The 18,567-nt window shown below is 60.7% G+C and carries 14 protein-coding genes; 8 read left to right on the forward strand and 6 right to left on the reverse strand.

What is annotated here, in order from left to right; all coding sequences use genetic code 11:
* Positions 1-3 precede the first annotated feature (3 nt).
* Both QFX16_RS25795 and QFX16_RS25800 read left to right on the forward strand, forming a co-directional pair.
* The gene (locus tag QFX16_RS25795; RefSeq protein WP_283181839.1) at positions 4-522 is read left to right on the forward strand and encodes a DUF3299 domain-containing protein; all 519 of its coding nucleotides are present in this window, start codon (positions 4-6) and stop codon (positions 520-522) included.
* A gap of 103 nt (positions 523-625) precedes the next feature.
* Positions 626-1,324, forward strand: coding sequence for an OmpW/AlkL family protein (locus tag QFX16_RS25800; RefSeq protein ID WP_283181840.1), 699 nt, complete (start codon positions 626-628; stop codon positions 1,322-1,324).
* Positions 1,325-1,587: 263 nt separating this feature from the next.
* On the opposite strand, the gene pgnE is transcribed toward QFX16_RS25800, so the two are convergent.
* Positions 1,588-2,517 (reverse strand): UDP-N-acetylglucosamine epimerase PgnE, encoded by a 930-nt coding sequence (gene pgnE, locus QFX16_RS25805; protein ID WP_283181841.1) that lies wholly within the window; start codon positions 2,515-2,517, stop codon positions 1,588-1,590.
* Positions 2,510-3,394: a sugar nucleotide-binding protein gene (locus tag QFX16_RS25810; protein WP_046053235.1), complete on the reverse strand. Its 885-nt coding sequence runs from the start codon at positions 3,392-3,394 to the stop codon at positions 2,510-2,512. Before QFX16_RS25810 ends, pgnE begins: the two co-directional genes overlap by 8 nt.
* Before the next feature lie 309 nt (positions 3,395-3,703).
* Here QFX16_RS25810 and QFX16_RS25815 point away from each other — a divergent pair, with 309 nt between their 5' ends.
* A complete protein-coding gene (locus tag QFX16_RS25815; RefSeq protein WP_283181842.1) occupies positions 3,704-8,020 on the forward strand; it encodes a DEAD/DEAH box helicase in 4,317 nt (1,438 codons plus the stop codon).
* 120 nt (positions 8,021-8,140) lie between these two features.
* On the opposite strand, the gene QFX16_RS25820 is transcribed toward QFX16_RS25815, so the two are convergent.
* Positions 8,141-10,264, reverse strand: a complete 2,124-nt coding sequence (locus QFX16_RS25820; RefSeq protein ID WP_283181843.1) for a mechanosensitive ion channel family protein — start codon at positions 10,262-10,264, stop codon at positions 8,141-8,143.
* A 483-nt stretch (positions 10,265-10,747) separates the two neighbouring features.
* Here QFX16_RS25820 and QFX16_RS25825 point away from each other — a divergent pair, with 483 nt between their 5' ends.
* From QFX16_RS25825 to QFX16_RS25840, 4 genes are read left to right on the forward strand one after another with little or no spacing between them, the layout of a single operon-like run.
* Positions 10,748-11,674: a DUF72 domain-containing protein gene (locus QFX16_RS25825; protein WP_283181844.1), complete on the forward strand. Its 927-nt coding sequence runs from the start codon at positions 10,748-10,750 to the stop codon at positions 11,672-11,674.
* Positions 11,671-12,468, forward strand: coding sequence for an endonuclease/exonuclease/phosphatase family protein (locus QFX16_RS25830; protein WP_283181845.1), 798 nt, complete (start codon positions 11,671-11,673; stop codon positions 12,466-12,468). Before QFX16_RS25825 ends, QFX16_RS25830 begins: the two co-directional genes overlap by 4 nt.
* The gene (clsB, locus tag QFX16_RS25835; RefSeq protein ID WP_283181846.1) at positions 12,465-13,748 is read left to right on the forward strand and encodes a cardiolipin synthase ClsB; all 1,284 of its coding nucleotides are present in this window, start codon (positions 12,465-12,467) and stop codon (positions 13,746-13,748) included. The genes QFX16_RS25830 and clsB overlap by 4 nt, the downstream gene beginning before the upstream one ends.
* Positions 13,748-14,737: a lysylphosphatidylglycerol synthase domain-containing protein gene (locus tag QFX16_RS25840; RefSeq protein WP_283181847.1), complete on the forward strand. Its 990-nt coding sequence runs from the start codon at positions 13,748-13,750 to the stop codon at positions 14,735-14,737. The genes clsB and QFX16_RS25840 overlap by 1 nt, the downstream gene beginning before the upstream one ends.
* 11 nt (positions 14,738-14,748) lie before the next feature.
* Here the strand turns inward: QFX16_RS25840 and QFX16_RS25845 are convergent, their stop codons facing one another.
* The 3 genes from QFX16_RS25845 to QFX16_RS25855 all read right to left on the reverse strand — a co-directional run bounded on the left by QFX16_RS25845 (position 14,749) and on the right by QFX16_RS25855 (position 17,770).
* Entirely contained in the window at positions 14,749-15,507 is a 759-nt protein-coding gene (locus QFX16_RS25845) for an alpha/beta hydrolase family protein (protein ID WP_283181848.1), read from the reverse strand.
* The gene (locus tag QFX16_RS25850; RefSeq protein ID WP_283181849.1) at positions 15,497-16,606 is read right to left on the reverse strand and encodes a DUF3182 family protein; all 1,110 of its coding nucleotides are present in this window, start codon (positions 16,604-16,606) and stop codon (positions 15,497-15,499) included. Before QFX16_RS25850 ends, QFX16_RS25845 begins: the two co-directional genes overlap by 11 nt.
* Positions 16,607-16,783: 177 nt before the next feature.
* The gene (locus QFX16_RS25855; RefSeq protein ID WP_283181850.1) at positions 16,784-17,770 is read right to left on the reverse strand and encodes a GlxA family transcriptional regulator; all 987 of its coding nucleotides are present in this window, start codon (positions 17,768-17,770) and stop codon (positions 16,784-16,786) included.
* A gap of 101 nt (positions 17,771-17,871) precedes the next feature.
* On the opposite strand from QFX16_RS25855, the gene QFX16_RS25860 reads away from it, so the two are divergent.
* Positions 17,872-18,426: a cysteine hydrolase family protein gene (locus tag QFX16_RS25860; protein ID WP_283181851.1), complete on the forward strand. Its 555-nt coding sequence runs from the start codon at positions 17,872-17,874 to the stop codon at positions 18,424-18,426.
* The last annotated feature ends 141 nt before the right edge of the window (positions 18,427-18,567 follow it).

Genomic DNA, 18,567 nt, shown 5'->3' on the forward strand with positions numbered 1-18,567 from the left:
AACATGCCCCGCGCTGTGCTTGCGCTGTTGATGCTGGTCGCCTTGCCCCTGTGGGCGACCGAGCCGAAAGACCTGACCTGGTCGGAAATGATCCCGCCGGACGCCGCGCCGGAAGTGCCGAACATGACGCCGCTGCACAACCTGTCGCAGATGGGCAACGCGTTGGCCGCCGAATCGGCACCCGCGGCCAAGCAAGACATGCCCAATGCACCGGTGGTGAAAAGCCTCGACGGTCAGAACATTCGGCTGCCGGGCTACATCGTGCCGCTGGAAGTGAGTGAAGAAGGTCGCACCACGGAGTTTCTGTTGGTGCCTTATTTCGGCGCCTGCATCCATGTGCCGCCACCGCCGTCGAACCAGATCGTGCACGTCAAAAGCGAGGTGGGTGTGAAGCTTGATGAGTTGTATCAGCCGTACTGGATCGAAGGGGCATTGCAGGTCAAGGCATCCAGCAGCGAATTGGCGGATGCCGGGTATCAGATGCAGGCTGGCAAGATTTATGTGTATGAGCTGCCGGAGTGAATGACGTCCCCATCACTGTTTCATTGAGCTGAGTCAAAAGACCGTATCAGAGGGCTCCGTACCATTGGACATCAAAAATTTTTAACGTCCTTTGGAGCCCTCCATGCACAAGTCCTTGCTCAGCGCTTCGCTGTTTGCCCTCGCGCTCGCAGCACCGTTAGCCTACGCCCACGAAGCCGGCGATATCATCGTTCGCGCCGGTGCAATCACCGTCAACCCGAAAGCCGACAGCTCCAGCGTCAAGGTTGATCAAGGCCCGCTGAAAGGTGCCGATCTGGGTGGCAAGGCCACCATGAGCAGCGACACGCAATTGGGTCTGAACTTCGCTTACATGCTCAACAGCCACTGGGGGATCGAGCTGCTGGCGGCCTCGCCGTTCGAGCATGACGTGAAGCTCAAAGGCACCGCCCTGGGCGCGGCCAACGGCAAACTCGGTACGCTGAAACACCTGCCACCGACGTTGAGCATTGTGTATTACCCACTGGACGGGAAGTCCGCATTTCAGCCGTATGTCGGCGCCGGTATCAACTACACCTGGATCTACGACGAGCACGTCGGCAGCGAAGCCAGCGCCAACGGCTTCAGCAACTTCAAGGCGGATAACTCCTGGGGCATGGCGTTCCAAGTCGGCGCCGACTACATGATTACCGACAACATCATGATCAACGCCCAGGTACGCTACATCGACATCGACACCACCGCGACAGTACAAAATAACGCAGTGGCGCAGGGCACTCGCGCCAAGGTCGATGTGGACGTAGACCCGTTCATCTACATGGTTGGCCTGGGTTACAAGTTCTAAACCCGCCACACAAAAAAAGGCGCCTCGAAAGGCTAATGCCAGTCAGTTAAGCCAAAACGCGATCCGTAGCAGCTGGCGAAGCCTGCGTTCGGCTGCGCAGCAGTCGTGAAATCAGACGATGCGGTGTTTCAGGAAGACCGCAAACTCAGGTTTACGACTGCTGCGCAGCCGAACGCAGGCTTCGCCAGCTGCTACGGATTGTGTCGTTCCTTAACTGACTGGCATTAGCCTCGAAAGGCGCCTTTTTCATGACTGCGGAAACCTCAGCGCCCCAACAACCGCGCAAGGCCGACACGCATCGGTGTCTGCTCAGGATAGGTAAAGCGCTCCAGCAAACGCTGATTGTTCGCTCGTGAGTGACGGATGTCACCGGAGCGTGCCGGGCCATAGCTCACCGGCGGCAATTGACCGACCACCGTTTCAAGGGCTTCAAGCATTTGCTTGAGGGTCGTGGCCTGGTTCCAGCCGACGTTGACCGCGCCGACTTCGACCTGCGGTTTCTCGATGGCTTGCACCAACAAGTCGACCAGGTCTTCGACGTAGACGAAATCGCGAGTCTGCTCACCATCGCCGAACACAGTGATCGGCAGGCCCTTCTGCGCGCGCTCGCTGAAAATGCTGATCACCCCAGAATACGGCGAGGACGGATCCTGGCGCGGGCCGAAGATGTTGAAGAAGCGGAAAATCACCGGCTCCAGACCATGCTGGCGACGGTAAAAATCAAAGTACTGCTCGCTCGCCAATTTGTCCGAAGCGTAGGGCGTCAACGGTGCCTTGGGCGTGTCTTCGTCGATCGACTCGCCTTCGCCATTGTTGCCGTAGACCGCTGCGCTGGACGCGTACAGCACCCGCTTGACGCCGGACTGGCGCATGGCTTCGCAGACATTCAGCGAGCCAATGAAATTGCTCTGGTGAGTCTTCACCGGATCATCCACCGACGCCTGCACCGACGCCACTGCGGCCAGGTGTGCCACAGCGCTGCATCCGACCATCGCCCGTGCTACCAGCGCGGCATCGGCGACATCGCCCACGATCAGTTCGACGCCAGGATTGTCCAGCGGCAAATTGCTGCGCTTGCCGGTGGAGAGGTCATCGAGAATGCGCACCGAATGGCCCGTGGCGAGTAAGGCATCGGTGAGGTGCGAGCCAATGAAACCGGCGCCGCCGGTGATTAAAACAGGGCTGTCAGCCATGGCGATAAAACCTATCCAGTAAGCCCGGGAGTGCCGCACGCCAGGCGCGGGGCTTGATCCCGAAAGTGTGCAGAATTTTCTTGCAGGCCAGCACCGCGTGTTGCGGTTCTTCGGCGGCGTCGGGCCGGGCGGCGTGAGCCTGGGCGGTCGGCGCTTCGATGGCCAGCGGATGCAGAGCGCGTGCTTCGGTGAGGATCGCCTGCCCAAGTGCCAGCGGCGTGGTCGCCTCATGCCCGGCGTAATGGTAGGTGCCCCACAGCGGCGCCGAGCAATCGAGTTGCTTGAGGACCGAGATGATCACCCGGGCGGCGTCATCCACCGGCGTCGGATTGCCCCGACGGTCGTCGGCCATCAGCAATTCTTCAGGTAGTTCGGCGCGACCGAGGAAACGCCCGAGGGTGCCGTCAGGGCTGTCATCCAACAGCCAGCCGAATCGCAGCAACACGTGTTGCGGGCAGGTGGCACGGACGCTTTGTTCGATCCGCCACAAGGCCTGACCGCGCAGGCCCAAGGGCACCGGTTCGTCTTTTTCGCTGTAGGCCGTCGCCCGGGAACCATCGAACACGCGATAGCTCGACGGTTGCAACAGCACGATGTTGTGATGCTGGCACAGTTCGGCCAGACGCTCGATCGCCCGCTCCTGCCCGGCCAGACGCTGTTCGCTGACCGTCTCCGCCTGAAACCAGTCGAAGTAATAGGCGAGGTTGATCAACGCGTCCGGACGGGTGTCGTCGAGCAGTTGCGTCAGGGTCGCGGCGTCCCAGCCGTCTTGCGGTGGGCGGGGGGCGAGGAAGCCGATATCTTCCTCCGCACCGAGGCGAATCAGCGCCTGCCCAAGGGCATTTCCGCCGCCCAGTAACATAAGGCGCATTCGCATAGAGTCAGCAGGCCCAGTCTGATTGAAACAATGGCTTTATCGACACCGCTCGCGGGCGATGCCGTCGATAGTTGCCGGAATCGTTGCATTTTGCGGGTTTAGTGCGCAACCGTCATCCGTAAAGTGTAGATACCTGAGAACGGCGGCGCCTGTTCCGGCCCCTTCGCGAGCAGGCTCGCTCCCACATTAGATCCAGGGCGCACACAAATCCCCTGTGGGAGCGAGCCTGCTCGCGAAGGGGCCATATGGATCGGCGAAGGTCTTGAGCGGTACTTGCATCTTCAGCCCCCCGCCCGCATAAATTGCTACATGAATCTGCCAATCCCGACGGACAGCGCCCTGGCAGGCTTCCACCCCGCCGTCAGCGCCTGGTTCAGCAGCACCTTCCCGACGGTCACCGCCGCCCAGGCCCGGGCGTGGCCGTTGATCCGCCAGCACCGTTCGACCCTGGTCGCCGCACCCACGGGCTCTGGCAAGACCCTCACCGCGTTCCTCGCGGTCATCGACGACCTGGTCCACCGCGCAATGGCCAACGGCGGCCATCTGCCGGATGAAACCCTGGTGGTCTACGTCTCACCTCTTAAAGCCTTATCCAACGACATACAAATCAACCTGCAAGACCCGCTGGCCGGCATCACCGAGCAGCTACGCGAGATGGGCCTGCCGCAATTGCAGATCAACACCGCCGTGCGCACCGGCGATACACCGCAAAAAGACCGCTCGGCGATGCGCAAGACCGCGCCGCATATTCTGGTGACCACCCCGGAATCCCTTTACGTGCTGCTCGGCTCCGACTCCGGCCGACAAATGCTCAGTACCGCCCGCACGGTGATCGTCGACGAAATTCACGCGATCGCCGCCAGCAAGCGCGGCAGCCATCTGGCCCTTAGCCTCGAGCGACTGCAAGCGTTGTGTCCAGAACCGCTGATGCGGATCGGCCTGTCTGCCACGCAAAAACCCATCGAAGCCGTCTCGCAGTTTCTGGTTGGCCGTGATCGCGCGTGCGAAATCATCGACATCGGCCACGCCCGCCCGCGGGATCTGGACATCGAAGTGCCGCCCGTGCCGTTGTCGGCGGTGATGGCCAACGACATCTGGGAACTGGTCTACGACCGCCTCGCCGCCCTCGCCCGCGAACACCGCACCACGCTGATTTTCGTCAACACCCGACGCCTCGCCGAACGCCTGAGCCGTCACTTGAGCGAACGCCTCGGCAAGGACGCGGTGGCCGCCCATCACGGCAGTCTGGCCAAGGAGTTTCGTCTCGACGCCGAACAGCGCCTCAAGCGCGGCGACCTGCAAGTGCTGATTGCCACAGCGTCCCTGGAACTGGGGATCGATATCGGCGATGTCGACCTGGTCTGCCAGATTGCCTCGCCGCGTTCGATTGCCGGGTTCCTGCAACGGGTCGGCCGCTCCGGGCACCAGGTCGGCGGCACGCCCAAGGGCCGTTTGTTCGCCACCACCCGCGACGACCTGATCGAATGCGCCGCCCTGCTCGACTGCGTGCGGCGTGGCGAGCTCGACACTTTGCAAATTCCGAAGGCACCGCTGGACGTGCTGGCCCAGCAGATCATCGCTGAGGTCAGTTGCCAGGAATGGCAAGAGCAGGCGCTGCTGGAGATGTTCCGCAACGCCTCGCCCTACCGCGAACTCGACGAAAAACACTATCAAGCGCTGCTGCAGATGCTCGCCGAAGGCTACAACGGTCGCCTGGGCATCCGCAGCGCTTACCTGCACCGCGACGCCGTGACCCGCACCCTGCGTGGTCGCCGGGGCGCCAAACTGACGGCCGTGACCAGCGGCGGGACGATCCCGGACAACGCCGACTACAGCGTTTTACTCGAACCCCAAGGGCTGAACATCGGCAGCGTCAACGAAGACTTTGCGGTGGAAAGCATCGCCGGGGATGTCTTTCAATTGGGCAACACCTCCTACCGAATTCTGCGGGTCGAAACCGGCAAGGTCCGGGTCGAAGACGCTCAGGGCCAACCGCCGACCATTCCATTCTGGCTCGGCGAAGCGCCGGGGCGCAGTGCTGAACTGTCGTTTGCCGTGGCCCGCCTGCAAGCGCAACTCGATGAGCTGCTCGACGCCACATCCGGTCATTTGCAGCCTGCGACCGACTGGCTGACCGACACCCTCGGTCTGAACCTGGCCAGTGCCGAACAATTGGTCGATTACCTGGCCCGTGCGCGCCTGACCCTCGGCGCCCTGCCGTCACAAGACACGCTGCTGATGGAGCGGTTTTTCGACGAGTCCGGCGGCACGCAATTGATCATCCACACGCCGTTCGGCAGCCGCATCAACCGTGCCTGGGGTTTAGCCCTGCGCAAGCGTTTCTGCCGCACCTTCAACTTCGAATTGCAGGCTGCCGCCAGCGAAGACGCCATCGTCCTGTCGCTGTCCACCAGCCACAGTTTTGAACTCGATGACGTCTGGCGCTATTTGCACAGCAACAGCGCCGAGCACACCCTGATTCAAGCCGTGCTCGATGCGCCGCTGTTCGGTGTGCGCTGGCGCTGGAATGCCGGGGTCGCTCTGGCGCTGCCGCGCTACAGTGGCGGACGCAAAGTCCCGCCGCAGATCCAGCGGATGAAAAGCGAAGACCTGCTCGCCAGCGTGTTTCCCGACCAGATTGCCTGCGTGGAAAACCTCGCTGGCGAACGGGAAATTCCCGACCATCCACTGGTGGAACAAACCCTCGACGATTGCCTGCACGAAGCCATGGACAGCGAAGGCTGGCTGGCGTTGTTGCGGCGCATGGAGCGCGGTGACATCCGCTTGATCAGCCGCGACCTGCCGGCGCCCTCGCCGCTGGCAGCGGAAATTCTCAGTGCCCGCCCCTACACCTTTCTCGACGATGCGCCGCTGGAAGAGCGCCGCACCCAAGCGGTGCTCAACCGTCGCTGGAGCGATCCGCAGTCCACCGACGACCTCGGCGCGCTGGATGCGGACGCGATTCAAGCCGTGCGCGAGGAAGCCTGGCCAACGCCGACTCGCGTCGATGAAATGCATGAGGCGTTGATGAGCCTCGCGTGCATCACCGACGCCGAGGCCCAGGCCAATCCAGACTGGCTCGATTGGCTGAACGCCCTGGCCGACAGCGGTCGCGCCAGCCGACTGCCAGTCAAAGCAGGGCAAGCGCTGTGGTTGGCACTGGAGCGGCTGACTTGCCTGCAGGCGATTTATCCACAAGCGATTTTGCAGCCACCGTTGGAGGCGTTGCCCGGGTTCGATGAAGTCTGGACGGCGGACGAAGCGGTACCCGAAGTGATTCGTGCGCGGCTCAGCGCGTTCGGTCCGTTGCCGCTGAACGCGATTGCCGAACCGCTCGGTTTACCGGCGACTCAAGTCACCCAGGCGTTGGCGCAACTGGAACGCGAAGGCTATGTGCTGCGTGGTCAATTCACGCCCGGCACGGCGGAGGAAGAATGGTGCGAGCGGCACCTGCTGGCGCGAATTCACCGCTACACCGTCAAGCGTCTGCGGCGGGAAATCGAGCCCGTGGCGTTGCAGGATTTCATGCGTTTCCTGTTCGACTGGCAGCATCTGTCTGCCGCGGCCCAAGGCCAGGGCAGCGCAGTATTGCCCGCGATAGTCGGTCAGTTCGAAGGCTACCCCGCCGCCGCTTCAGCCTGGGACAGCGATATTTTGCCGGCGCGCATAAAAGACTATTCAGCAAGTTGGCTGGATGACCTGTGTCGCAGCGGCAAACTGGTGTGGACTCGCCTGACCGCACGCAACAAGAGCGCCAGCACGGCGTTACGCAGCACGCCGATTCTGCTATTGCCGCGCAGTCAGGTCGGGTTTTGGAGCGGGTTGACCGAACAGACGCCCATCAGCGAACTATCGCCCAAGACGCAAAAAGTTTATGAAGCACTCAGCCAGCACGGCGCACTGTTTTTCGATGAGCTGACTCACGAAGCCCACCTGCTGCGCTCGGAACTGGAAATCGCCTTGCAGGAATTGGTCGGCGCCGGGTTGGTGAATGCCGACAGTTTCGCTGGCCTGCGGGCGCTGATCACCCCGGCCAGCAAGCGACAGAATCGCAGCAGCCGACGCGGGCGCGGAGCGTTTGTCGGCGGGATGGACGATGCGGGACGCTGGGCGCTGTTGCGGCGCGGGGCGCCTGCGCCGGTTGTGGAAAACAAGCGCCCGGCACCCACGCCGAGCGACACTCTGGAACACATTGCCATGACCTTGCTCCGGCGCTACGGCGTGGTGTTTTGGCGCCTGCTGGAACGTGAAGCGGATTGGCTGCCGAGCTGGCGGGAATTGCTGCGCACTTTCCATCGGCTGGAAGCTCGAGGCGAGATTCGCGGCGGGCGGTTTGTCAGTGGCTTGGCCGGTGAACAGTTTGCGTTGCCCGAGGCCATTCCATTACTGCGCGAGGTGCGGCGACGGCCGCATGACGGAAGTTTGATTGCCGTGTGCGGGGTTGATCCGCTAAACCTCGCCGGGACGCTTTTACCTGGCGCGAAGGTGCCGGCATTAGCGAGTAATCGATTGGTGTATCGCGATGGATTACCCGCCGCTGCCGAGATCGCGGGCAAGCAGATTTTCTGGCTGGAGCTGGATCAGCAATCGACTACCGAGCTGCACAACAAACTGATCCGGCATTGATGTTGTCGGCAACGGCCCCTTCGCGAGCAGGCTCGCTCCCACATTTGATCGCCTTCCCCTGTGGGAGCGACGGTGCGACGATTCGACCTGCTCGCGAAGAGGCCAGTAAGCGCACCAAAATCATTGGGTACGCGGCTGATCCGGCAGGAACACCGATGAATGCTCCGATGCAATCCCATCGCTTTGCGGCGGCTCAACAGCCTGCCGGGGCATCAAGACCTGCTGTGGATAAGTCTGCGCGAAATGCACCCACGGGCTGTTATCCACAAGTTTTTTCAAACGCTGGTTGAACGCCCGACTCACTGCGTATTGCCCGCCCGACACCGTGCGGAACTGTGCCGTCAGCACCACGCCGTTGAGGTCCATCTTGTCGACACCAAACACATCCAGCGGCCCTTGCAGGTTGTACTTGAGGAACGCATCTTCGCGGATGGAATCGCCGGCCTCGCGGATCAACTCGATAGCCTTGTCGACATCGGTGTCGTAGGTGAACTGCACCGAGAAAAAAGCATAGGCGAATTGCCGCGATTGATTGGTCACGGCCTTGATCTGACCGAACGGCACCGAGTGCACAAACCCCTTGCCGTCGCGCAGGCGCAAGGTGCGGATGGTCAGGCCTTCGACGGTGCCGGCGTGGCCAGAGTCGAGCACCACCCAATCGCCAATCGACAACGTGTCTTCGATGATGATGAACAACCCGGTGATCACGTCCTGCACCAGTTGCTGGGAACCGAAACCGATGGCCAGCCCCACGACACCGGCACCGGCCAAAAAGGGTGCAACGTTGATTCCCAGGTTGGCCATGGTGGTGATGGCGCAGATCACCACCAGGATGATTTTGATCGCGTTGCGCAGCAGCGGCAGGATGGTTTTGGTTCGGGTACTGGGTTGGCGCGCCGAGCGTTTGTTAACGGGTGGCTTCAGGGCTTCCTGAATCGCTGTGTCCAACACCACCCAGCCCATCCAGGTCACCAGGAAAATCAAACCGATTCGACTCAGGGAATCGCTGATCGCCCGGCCGACCGAATTGCTCACCGCAAACTCGAACAGCGACACGCCCCAGATGCGCCCCAGGACATCAATGAACACAATCGCCAGGGCGATCCGCAGCAACGCGTGCGAAAGGCTGAGAAAGCGTTCTTTGTAGGCACTGCTGCGACGCGCGGCCACGTCACTGCGCGACTTGAACAGGTGATGCAGCGACGTGCTGAGAAACACCGTCGCAATCAGCAACACCGTAGTAAACAGCGCACAGCGCAGCACTTTCTGGTTGTCGTCGCCAATGCCGATCAGGTTGATCACCGACACCAGCACCATCAACAGAATCGGCCAGTACCAGAGCCCGGAAAAGATCCGCAACATTTCACGCACGGCCGGTTGAGTGAGGCGCTGGGCCAACGGCAAAATGCGGATCAGATGGGCGACCGGACGGCGCATTTTGATCACCAAAAAACCAAAGGTGATCGAGGCCGCCACCCCGGTGAACACCGCGACACTGCTGGTGAGATTGCCGCCGAGCAGGCGGGCGATCTGCGGACTGGTCAAGCCGTCGCTCAGGGCCACGAGAAAGCCCATCAAAAAGAGCGGTCGTGGGCTGTGCTGACGAATAATCTGCACCGCCCGGCGCTTATGACCGGCGTTGAACAGCACCAGCAGCGACAACAGCAACGACGCGGCGAAAATGCCGCTGCTGGTGGCATAAGCGAAACACAATGCCAGCGCCCGGCCGGCGGACACTTGCAAGAAGTGGCTGACATAGAGCGTCAGGGGCAGGCTGATCAGCGCCGGAACCGTGTAGGGCAACACATAACCCAGTAAGGCCTGACCGCGCTCGCGAGTGAGCAGCAGGCGGTTCTGGCACAGACGTTTGGTGAGCAGCCCTCCCAGCAACCAGAGCAGCGCAAAGACGCCAATCCACACACCGGACAACAGCAGGAAATCCCCCGCCACGCTCCAGCTTGAACGGGCCGATGGATGATTGACCAGTTTATCCACCTCAACCGCTGCCCGGTCTGCACGCAGACGCCAGGCGTCCAGCAGGTCCTCGTTGAGATCGAGTTTTCCCTGGACTTCCTCAATGCTCGAACTGATGGCACCCAGCAAACCACCCTGTACCAGCGGTTCGGGGTGTGCCAGTGGTGTCGCGGCGGTGGCCGGCACACCCGGCAGTGCGGCAGCCTCCAGCTCGTTGCTGCCGAAAATCAGCAATGCCCCCAGTAGTATCGCGGTCTTGAACTTGAACAAACGCGGTGCTCCGGCAAAAGGGTCTGTAAGGAACTGATCGGGGAATTGTAGGCAAGTTCGGTTTTGGCCGTGAGATAACCAGCTAATGCGGCCATAACGCAATCCGTGTAGCAGCTGGCGAAGCCTGCGTCCGGCTGCGCAGCAGTCGTGAACCCTGAGTGCACGGTGAATCTGACACACCGCAGTGTCTGACTTTACGACTGCTGCGCAGCCGGACGCAGGCTTCGCCAGCTGCAATTACAGGGTCTGCGTTGCAGTTGAAAAACCTTTAACCCATTCGATATTTGATCTACACGCAAATATCAAATGCCCATCCCTCTATTTTTCCGCATAACCGCCATCGCCATCGTGTTAGGCATGGCCCGAGAGATCGCCGGACACTAATAGAGACTTTAACCATCCGTAGTCCCGTCGAAACTTTCTCGCCCGCCCCGCAGTCATCAAAAGACAGGGCAGTCCGAGAACCATTAGACGGGAGGCGACATGGCGGCGATCCACATCGGTATTTCAGGCTGGCGCTACACGCCCTGGCGGGGGGATTTCTACCCAAAGGGGCTGACCCACAAGCGCGAATTGCAATTCGCCTCACGGGCGGTCAACAGCATCGAAATCAATGGATCGTTTTACGCCCTGCAACGGCCCGAACGTTATGCCCAGTGGTACGCCGAAACCCCGAGGGGCTTCGTTTTCAGCATCAAGGCGCCGCGTTTCATCACCCACATCAGGCGACTGCGGGACGTCCATAAACCCTTGGCGAATTTCTTTGCGTCCGGGGTGCTGGAACTTAAAGAAAAACTCGGTCCGATCCTCTGGCAATTTCCGCCAAACTTCAAATTCGAAGCCGAGCTGTTCGAAACCTTTCTGGAGCAGTTGCCGCACAACACCGAAGAGGCCGCCGCCCTCGCCCGCCAGCATGATTCGCACGTGAACGGTCACGCCAGCATGAAGGCCTACGGGAAAAAGCCTTTGCGCCATGCCGTAGAAATCAGAAACGAGAGCTTCGTCGACCCCGCCTTCATTCGCCTGCTCAAACGCTATAACGCGGCACTCGTCATCGCCGACACTGCCGGTAAATGGCCGTACCGCGAAGACCTCACCAGCGACTTCGTTTACCTGCGCCTGCACGGTGCCGAAGAACTTTATGCCAGCGGTTACACCCCCGAGGCGCTGAAACGCTGGGGTGACCGGATCGAGGCTTGGCATCACGGCCAGCAACCGCCCGACCCGCAGCTGATCGCACCCCGGCAAAAGCCCAAGGCGCGCAAGTCCCGTGAGGTGTTTTGCTACTTCGACAACGACATCAAAGTCCGCGCGCCCTTCGATGCCCGACGCTTGCTGGAGCGCTTTAATCTGGATAAAGACCTCGCCACCCGTCCCGGTGAACTGGCCGCCGAAGGAGTGCTGTCATGAGCATTTCCGAACCGGTCGGCACCACCGACGAACAGCAAACCATCATCACCTCCGTGCGCCGCTTTACGGTGCTGACGGTCAACACGCACAAGGGGTTCACCGCGCTCAACCGGCGTTTCATCCTGCCGGAATTGCGCGAAGCGGTGCGCAGCGTGTCCGCCGACGTGGTGTTTTTGCAGGAAGTCCACGGCACCCACGAGCATCACCCCCAGCGCTACAACAACTGGCCGGCGATGCCGCAATACGAATTCCTCGCCGACACCCTGTGGCCGCAGTTCGCCTATGGACGCAACGCGGTCTATCCGGCAGGCGATCACGGCAATGCGCTGCTGTCGAAATTCCAGATCATTCGCCACGACAACCTCGACGTCTCCATCAACGGTCACGAGAACCGCGGCATCTTGCATTGCGTGCTGCGCCTGCCCGGTGACGGCCGGGAAGTGCATGCCATTTGCGTGCATCTGGGTATTCGCGAAACCCACCGGACTGAACAACTCAAGTTGCTGGCCCAGCGCCTCGAAGAACTGCCGCGCGATGCCCCGGTGATCGTTGCCGGTGACTTCAACGACTGGCGCCAGCGTGCCGATGCACTGCTCACACCCTGCGGTTTACGGGAAGTTTTCGCTGAACTGCACGGCAAACCAGCGCGCAGTTTTCCAGCGCGATTGCCAGCGTTGCGTCTTGACCGCATCTACGTGCGCAACCTCAAGGCCAGTCATCCGCAAGTGCTGGCCGCGCGGCCCTGGTCACACCTTTCCGACCATGCACCGCTATCGGTGGAGATCGAGCTATGAGCAGCCCATCGATGGATAAAACCAATGTGGAGCACTTATCCACAACCCCGCCGATCCGTGAACCGGGCGTGGTCGACGTCGAATATGGCTGGCAAGGCAACAACCGCGTAGAGCTGCTGGAAAACGGCGAAGCGTATTTCCCTCGGGTGTTCGAGGCCATGCGTCAGGCGAAGACTGAAATCCTGCTGGAAACCTTCATTGTGTTCGAGGACAAGGTCGGTAACGAGCTGCAGGAAGTACTGATCGCCGCCGCTCAACGCGGCGTGCGGATCAGCGCCAGTCTCGATGGCTTTGGCTGCGGTGAACTGAGCACGGGATACCTCACCGCCCTGAGCGAGGCCGGCGTGCGCATCCAGATTTTCGACCCGGCGCCCAAACATCTGGGCATCCGCACCAACTGGTTCCGCCGCCTGCACCGCAAGATCGTGGTGGTCGATGGCACGATTGCGTTCATCGGCGGCATCAACTTTTCGGCCGACCATTTGGCTGACTTCGGCCCTGAGGCCAAGCAGGATTATTCCGTGGAAGTACAAGGCCCGGCGGTGGCCGATATCCATCACTTCGCCTTGCTGCAAAGCGGTCGCCCGGCTCGCGCCAAATACTGGTGGCAACGCCGCAGGCAACGGCGCTCGGAACTGGCGTTCACCGATCATGACGGCCAGGTTCGCCTGGTGCACCGCGACAACGGCGAACATCCGACCGACATCGAAGAGGTTTACCGACAGGTGCTGCGCAGTGCCCAGCGCCGAGTCGTGATCGCCAACGCCTACTTCTTTCCGGGCTATCGCCTGCTGCGCGAGATCCGCGACGCGGCGCGCCGTGGCGTTGATGTGCGGCTGATCCTGCAAGGTCAGCCCGATATGCTGGTGGCCAAACTTGCCGCGCGCATGACCTATGACTACTTGCTCAAATCCGGCGTGCAGATTTACGAATATTGCGACCGTCCGCTGCACGGCAAAGTCGCGCTGGTGGATGAGGATTGGAGCACGGTCGGTTCGAGTAACCTCGACCCGTTGAGCCTGTCCTTGAACCTGGAAGCCAATGTGTTGATCCGCGATCGCGCCTTCAACCGCGACCTGTTCAAGCGCCTCGAAGACCTGAGTAACAACCATTGCAAGGTCATGTCCGCAGACAAGTCCCCGCGCGGGCGGGTCTGGCACATGACCGTCGGCTTTCTGGTGTTTCACTTTCTGCGGCACTTCCCGGCATGGGCCGGTTGGCTGCCGGCGCATAAACCGCGCCTGAAACCTTTTTCCCATTCCGCCGGGAGTGACACCTGATGAGCCACTCTGATACACAACCGGTGCCCCACGCCGACACCCCGACCAAATCCCGCTGGAGCCGCTGGAAACGGCCGCTGACAATGCTGTTTTTCCTGGCGCTGATCGTGCTGTTCACGATGCTTGCCCAGCGCATTGAATGGGATGAAGTGTTCGACAACCTCGCAGATTTCAAGGTGCGCACGCTGATCATCGCGTCTGGTCTGACCTTGGTGAGTTTTCTGGTTTACGCCTGCTTCGACCTGATCGGCCGTACCTACATTCGCCAGGACCTGACGTGGAAGCAGATCCTGCCGGTGGGGATTATCAGCTATGCCTTCAACCTCAATCTGAGCGCTTGGGTCGGCGGTATTGCCATGCGTTATCGGCTGTATTCGCGACTCGGGGTGAGCAAGGGCAACATCGCGAAAATTCTCGGGTTGAGCCTCGCGACCAACTGGTTCGGTTACATGGTGATTGCCGGTGCGGTGTTCAGCAGCGGGCTGGTGCGAATGCCGCCAGGCTGGAAGCTGAGCACGGGTGCGTTGCAAGGTGTGGGCGTGTTGTTGCTGCTGGTGGGTGCGGGGTACCTGGCAGCGTGTCAATTTTCCAAGCGACGGGAGTGGGCGATACGCGGGGTGGAAATCAACCTGCCGTCCCTGCGCATGGCGGTACTGCAACTGGCCCTCGGGGCGCTGAACTGGTCGCTGATGGCGGCAGTGATTTTCACCTTGCTGCCGAGCAAGCTGGATTACCCGCTGGTGCTCGGGGTGTTGCTGATCAGCGCGATTGCCGGCGTCATCACGCACATTCCTGCCGGGCTTGGCGTGCTTGAAGCGGTGTTCGTGGCGCTGCTGCAACATGAAGCGTCCCGAGGCAGCCTGGTGGCCGGATTGCTGGCCTATCGGGCGATTTATTTCATCTTGCCGCTACTGATTACCCTGGTGATGTACTTGATTGTGGAAGCCAAGGCCAAGTCGATGCGGATCGAGAAGAAACCGAGGCATTAACAGCCAAAATTTTACGATGACTGAATAATGCTCAACCGCTCGCCCACCACCATTTCGGTGATCCAGCCCACCAGGATCGAGGTGTACGCCTGTTGCGAAACGGGCTCACTCAAGGCGTGATCAGCGCCGTCGATAATCCGGTGGGTCAGCGAGTGGGTCTGCTGACAGGCAGCGCGGTAGCTCATGATGGTTGCGTGGGGCACATGGTCGTCTGTCTCCGATTCGACCAGCAGCACATCCCCGGTGAATTGCGAACAGGCATGCAGCGCACGATTGCTGTCGGCGCGGACTAACGTGCGGCGGTAATCACGTAAATCGAGCTTGTCCAGGTCACGTTTGGGCGTGTGCCATTGATCATCGCGATACAGCGCCGGCACCCGCAGCGCCAGCCAGCGCACCGGACGCAATGACGTCAGGATCGAGGCCAGATAACCGCCATAACTGGTGCCGACTACGGCAATCGCCGATGTATCGAGCGCCGGGTGCGCGAGCAAGCGGTCATACGCCGCCAGCAGGTCGCGCAGGTTGTCTTCGCGAGTCACTCGACTCAGCGCAATACCGGCCCCGCCGGTATGCCCGCGCAAGTCGAATGTCAGGCACACGCAACCCAAACCGGCGATGCCTTTCGCCCGCTCCAGGTCTCGCTCCTGACTGCCGCCCCAACCGTGCACAAAGAGCACGCCGGGCACTTTCGATTTGGGACTGAGAAAGGTCCCGATCATCTGTTCATCGTCGATGTCGATTTGAATGGTTTCGCTTCTAGCCGTCATAGGATTTAACCGTTACGTACTTGAGGAGAAAGTCACTGCTTTGCGCTGGCCCGCGATACACCTCGATGGCGTCCGCCGGCAGCGGCTGGTCGATGTAGGTCTCGACCGAAGACACGCGAATAGCACGCATCCCGGGGTCGTTGACGAAGCTTTGCAAGGCGGCGACTTCGGCACTGCTGGCACCGCCCATCCGCCAGGACTGCTCGAGCACGCCGCTGCGCTGTTTGCCATTACTGTCCACACCTTGGGCGATGTCGTAGTTGCGCCGCGAGGCGTAGAAACCGGGATAAGCCTCATCCGCGGCACGGTCGAACACTTGCGCCTGACGGATCGCCAGCCGCACATCGTCCGGCAGTTCCAATTCGAGCAAATCGTCGTATTGCCCCCGCACTACCAGCAGGTTAGACCCTCCATAAACCTGCTCCCCCTGACCGTCTTCGGTCAAGTATTGATCACCGCAATAACTCAGCACCGTGTCGCCGATAAAACTCTGACCGACGCTGTGGGTGATCACTTGGTCCAGGTCCTGCTCCAGCACCACGCCTTCAGTGAACAGCGCTTTGGCATCGGGTCTGGCGAGGATGGCATCGAACTGGTCGAGGCTTTTGATCACTTCCTGACCGCGTCCGGCGCAGGCATGAATCGGCTTGATGCGGATCGGCCCGCTGTAGAGCAAATGCTCCGCCGCAGGACGCGCATCGTCCATGGAAAAAACACTGAGGCCGTCGAGCACCACACTGCGCACACGTTCGGAAAACAACGGTGACCAGCCTTCCGGAGCGTGAGCATTTTTGTTGCGCAACCCGTGACTGATGGCTTTGGTGCAGATGAAATCATGGTCGACATAACCGCCCCACAAATCCTCCGGCCCCTTGACGCACAATTGCCGGGCGGCAGCGACGCCAACAAGCGTCTGGGTCGGCAACAGATAAAGGTCTCGACCGTTGTGCAGCTCCGGGTCGTAACTGCCGCCGTAATTAAGCCCCAGGATCTGTGCCAGCCAACGGGCCAGCGCACGATTGGTTTCCACTTCGTGCAACGGAGCCTCGGGGCGCACGGAATGGGCCACCACCAGTTTCTTGCGATTTGCTGGGGTCATGCGTCCCCCTTCAATCTGCGCTTGTTGAATGTAGTTAAAGGGGTGCAGAGATCAGGCCAAGGAGGGCCGAAGACAAACGTTTTTCAAATCAGCCAGTTGCGAAAAACGTGATGGCACCGTGCCTGCTTGATTCTGCACGACAAGGGATACAACTCTGGCATTTTGCACGACTGACGCTCATCCCTGACTAGCTCCCACCCCAAACCGTGTCCGGTATTCACTTGGCGCCAACCCGGTAATCTTCTTGAACGTCGCCCGAAAGGCACTCGGATCCTGATAACCCACCGTCCAGGCAATGTGATCGATGGTGCCGTTGGTGAACTCGAGCATTTCCCGGGCCTTGCCGACTCGCAGGTGCTGGCAGTACTCAGTGGATTTGAGTCCGGTTGCCACACGAAATCGACGCAGGAACGTGCGCTCTTCCAGCCCGGCCCGCTCGGCCATCGTCGCCACCGACACATCGGTCGCTCCGGTGCTCTGCAGCCAATGCTGGACCTTGAGAATCGAAGCATCTCCATGGCTAAGAATGGGCGAAAAATTGCTGCCGCATTCACTTGCGCTGTCGCTGTGTTCCACCACCAAAAACCGCGCGGTACCAATGGCGATGCTTGGCCCCAGCAGACGGTTGACCAGGCGCAAGCCCAGTTCGGACCAGGCCATCAGCCCGGCGGTCGTGATCAGGTCGCCGTCGTCAACGATGGGAGTGTCAGCCTTGAGCTTGATCGCCGGATAACGCTCGGCGAAGGCTTTGGCCGAGGTCCAGTGAGTAGTGGCGCTACGGCCGTCGAGCAGGCCGCTCTCGGCCAACAGAATCGACCCCACACAAACCCCGCCGAGTGTCGCGCCATTGGCATGTTGCTGACGCAGCCAGCGAATGAGCCCCTGCGGTGCCAGACCTTCGGAAAAACCGGCAATCGACGGCGGGATCAACACCGCCACCAACGCGCCGTCCGGAGCGGGATGACTGTCGTAAACCCGCTTGGGCGCCTGATCGCCATCAACCTGCCAATGGCTGACCCGCAGCAACGGCAACTGCGCCGCCTGATGCTCGGCGGCAATCCGGTTCGCCACCCCGAACAAGTCCGTCAATCCATGCACCGCCGCCATCTGCGCACCGGGATAGATCAGCACGCCCAACTCGGCGATTGCCCTTTCTGCGTCCATTGTCAGTTTTCCCCCTTCTATTGTCGGTGCGGCCAATCCTCGGACGGCCTGCCAGACCCAATACTTCATTCCACACCAACAAGCATTTCGAGGAAACAGTCATGGCCAAGCACGCACTCATCGTAGTCGATATCCAAAACGACTACTTCCCCCAAGGCAAGTGGCCGCTGGTCGGCGCCGACGCCGCCGCGGGCAACGCCGTTCGTCTGCTCAAAGCTTTCCGCGATGCCGGTGATTCGGTGGTGCACATCCGCCACGAATTCACCTCCGACGAAGCGCCCTTTTTCACTCCAGGCTCCGAGGGCGCGAAGCTGCACCCTAAAGTCCTCAACCGCGCCGACGAACCGGTCGTGCTCAAACACTTCGTCAACTCGTTCCGCAAAACCGAACTACAGTCAATCCTCGACGAGCAAGGCATCAAGGAACTGGTCGTCGTCGGCAGCATGAGCCACATGTGTGTCGACGGCATCACTCGCGCGGCTGCCGATATGGGCTATACCGTCACGGTGATCCACGACGCCTGTGCCTCCCGTGATCTGGAGTTCAACGGCGTCACCGTTCCGGCAGCCCACGTTCATGCCGCCTTCATGTCGGCCCTGGGTTTTGCCTACGCCAGCGTGGTGTCCACCGACGAATTTCTCGCGGCCAGTCGCTAACGCCCCCTGAAACAACTCGATAAACAAAAGGCCCGCCGCGCTTTCGCGTTGTGGGCCTTTGCGTTTCCGGTCGCTAAAAATCTCACGCGTGAGCTATTGAGAGGTGTAAAAAATCACTGTAGTGTTTCTCACGCGTGAGAT

This window comes from Pseudomonas svalbardensis (assembly GCF_030053115.1).
Classification (GTDB): Bacteria; Pseudomonadota; Gammaproteobacteria; order Pseudomonadales; family Pseudomonadaceae; genus Aquipseudomonas; species Aquipseudomonas svalbardensis.

Coding starts and splice junctions, on each gene's coding strand:
- QFX16_RS25815 (WP_283181842.1), top strand. CDS start 3,704: ATGAATCTGCCAATCCCGACGGACAGCGCCCTGGCAGGCTTCCACCCC.
- QFX16_RS25800 (WP_283181840.1), top strand. CDS start 626: ATGCACAAGTCCTTGCTCAGCGCTTCGCTGTTTGCCCTCGCGCTCGCA.
- QFX16_RS25850 (WP_283181849.1), bottom strand. CDS start 16,606: ATGACCCCAGCAAATCGCAAGAAACTGGTGGTGGCCCATTCCGTGCGC.
- QFX16_RS25795 (WP_283181839.1), top strand. CDS start 4: ATGCCCCGCGCTGTGCTTGCGCTGTTGATGCTGGTCGCCTTGCCCCTG.
- QFX16_RS25825 (WP_283181844.1), top strand. CDS start 10,748: ATGGCGGCGATCCACATCGGTATTTCAGGCTGGCGCTACACGCCCTGG.
- pgnE (WP_283181841.1), bottom strand. CDS start 2,517: ATGGCTGACAGCCCTGTTTTAATCACCGGCGGCGCCGGTTTCATTGGC.
- QFX16_RS25860 (WP_283181851.1), top strand. CDS start 17,872: ATGGCCAAGCACGCACTCATCGTAGTCGATATCCAAAACGACTACTTC.
- QFX16_RS25810 (WP_046053235.1), bottom strand. CDS start 3,394: ATGCGAATGCGCCTTATGTTACTGGGCGGCGGAAATGCCCTTGGGCAG.
- QFX16_RS25855 (WP_283181850.1), bottom strand. CDS start 17,770: ATGGACGCAGAAAGGGCAATCGCCGAGTTGGGCGTGCTGATCTATCCC.
- QFX16_RS25845 (WP_283181848.1), bottom strand. CDS start 15,507: ATGACGGCTAGAAGCGAAACCATTCAAATCGACATCGACGATGAACAG.
- clsB (WP_283181846.1), top strand. CDS start 12,465: ATGAGCAGCCCATCGATGGATAAAACCAATGTGGAGCACTTATCCACA.
- QFX16_RS25840 (WP_283181847.1), top strand. CDS start 13,748: ATGAGCCACTCTGATACACAACCGGTGCCCCACGCCGACACCCCGACC.
- QFX16_RS25830 (WP_283181845.1), top strand. CDS start 11,671: ATGAGCATTTCCGAACCGGTCGGCACCACCGACGAACAGCAAACCATC.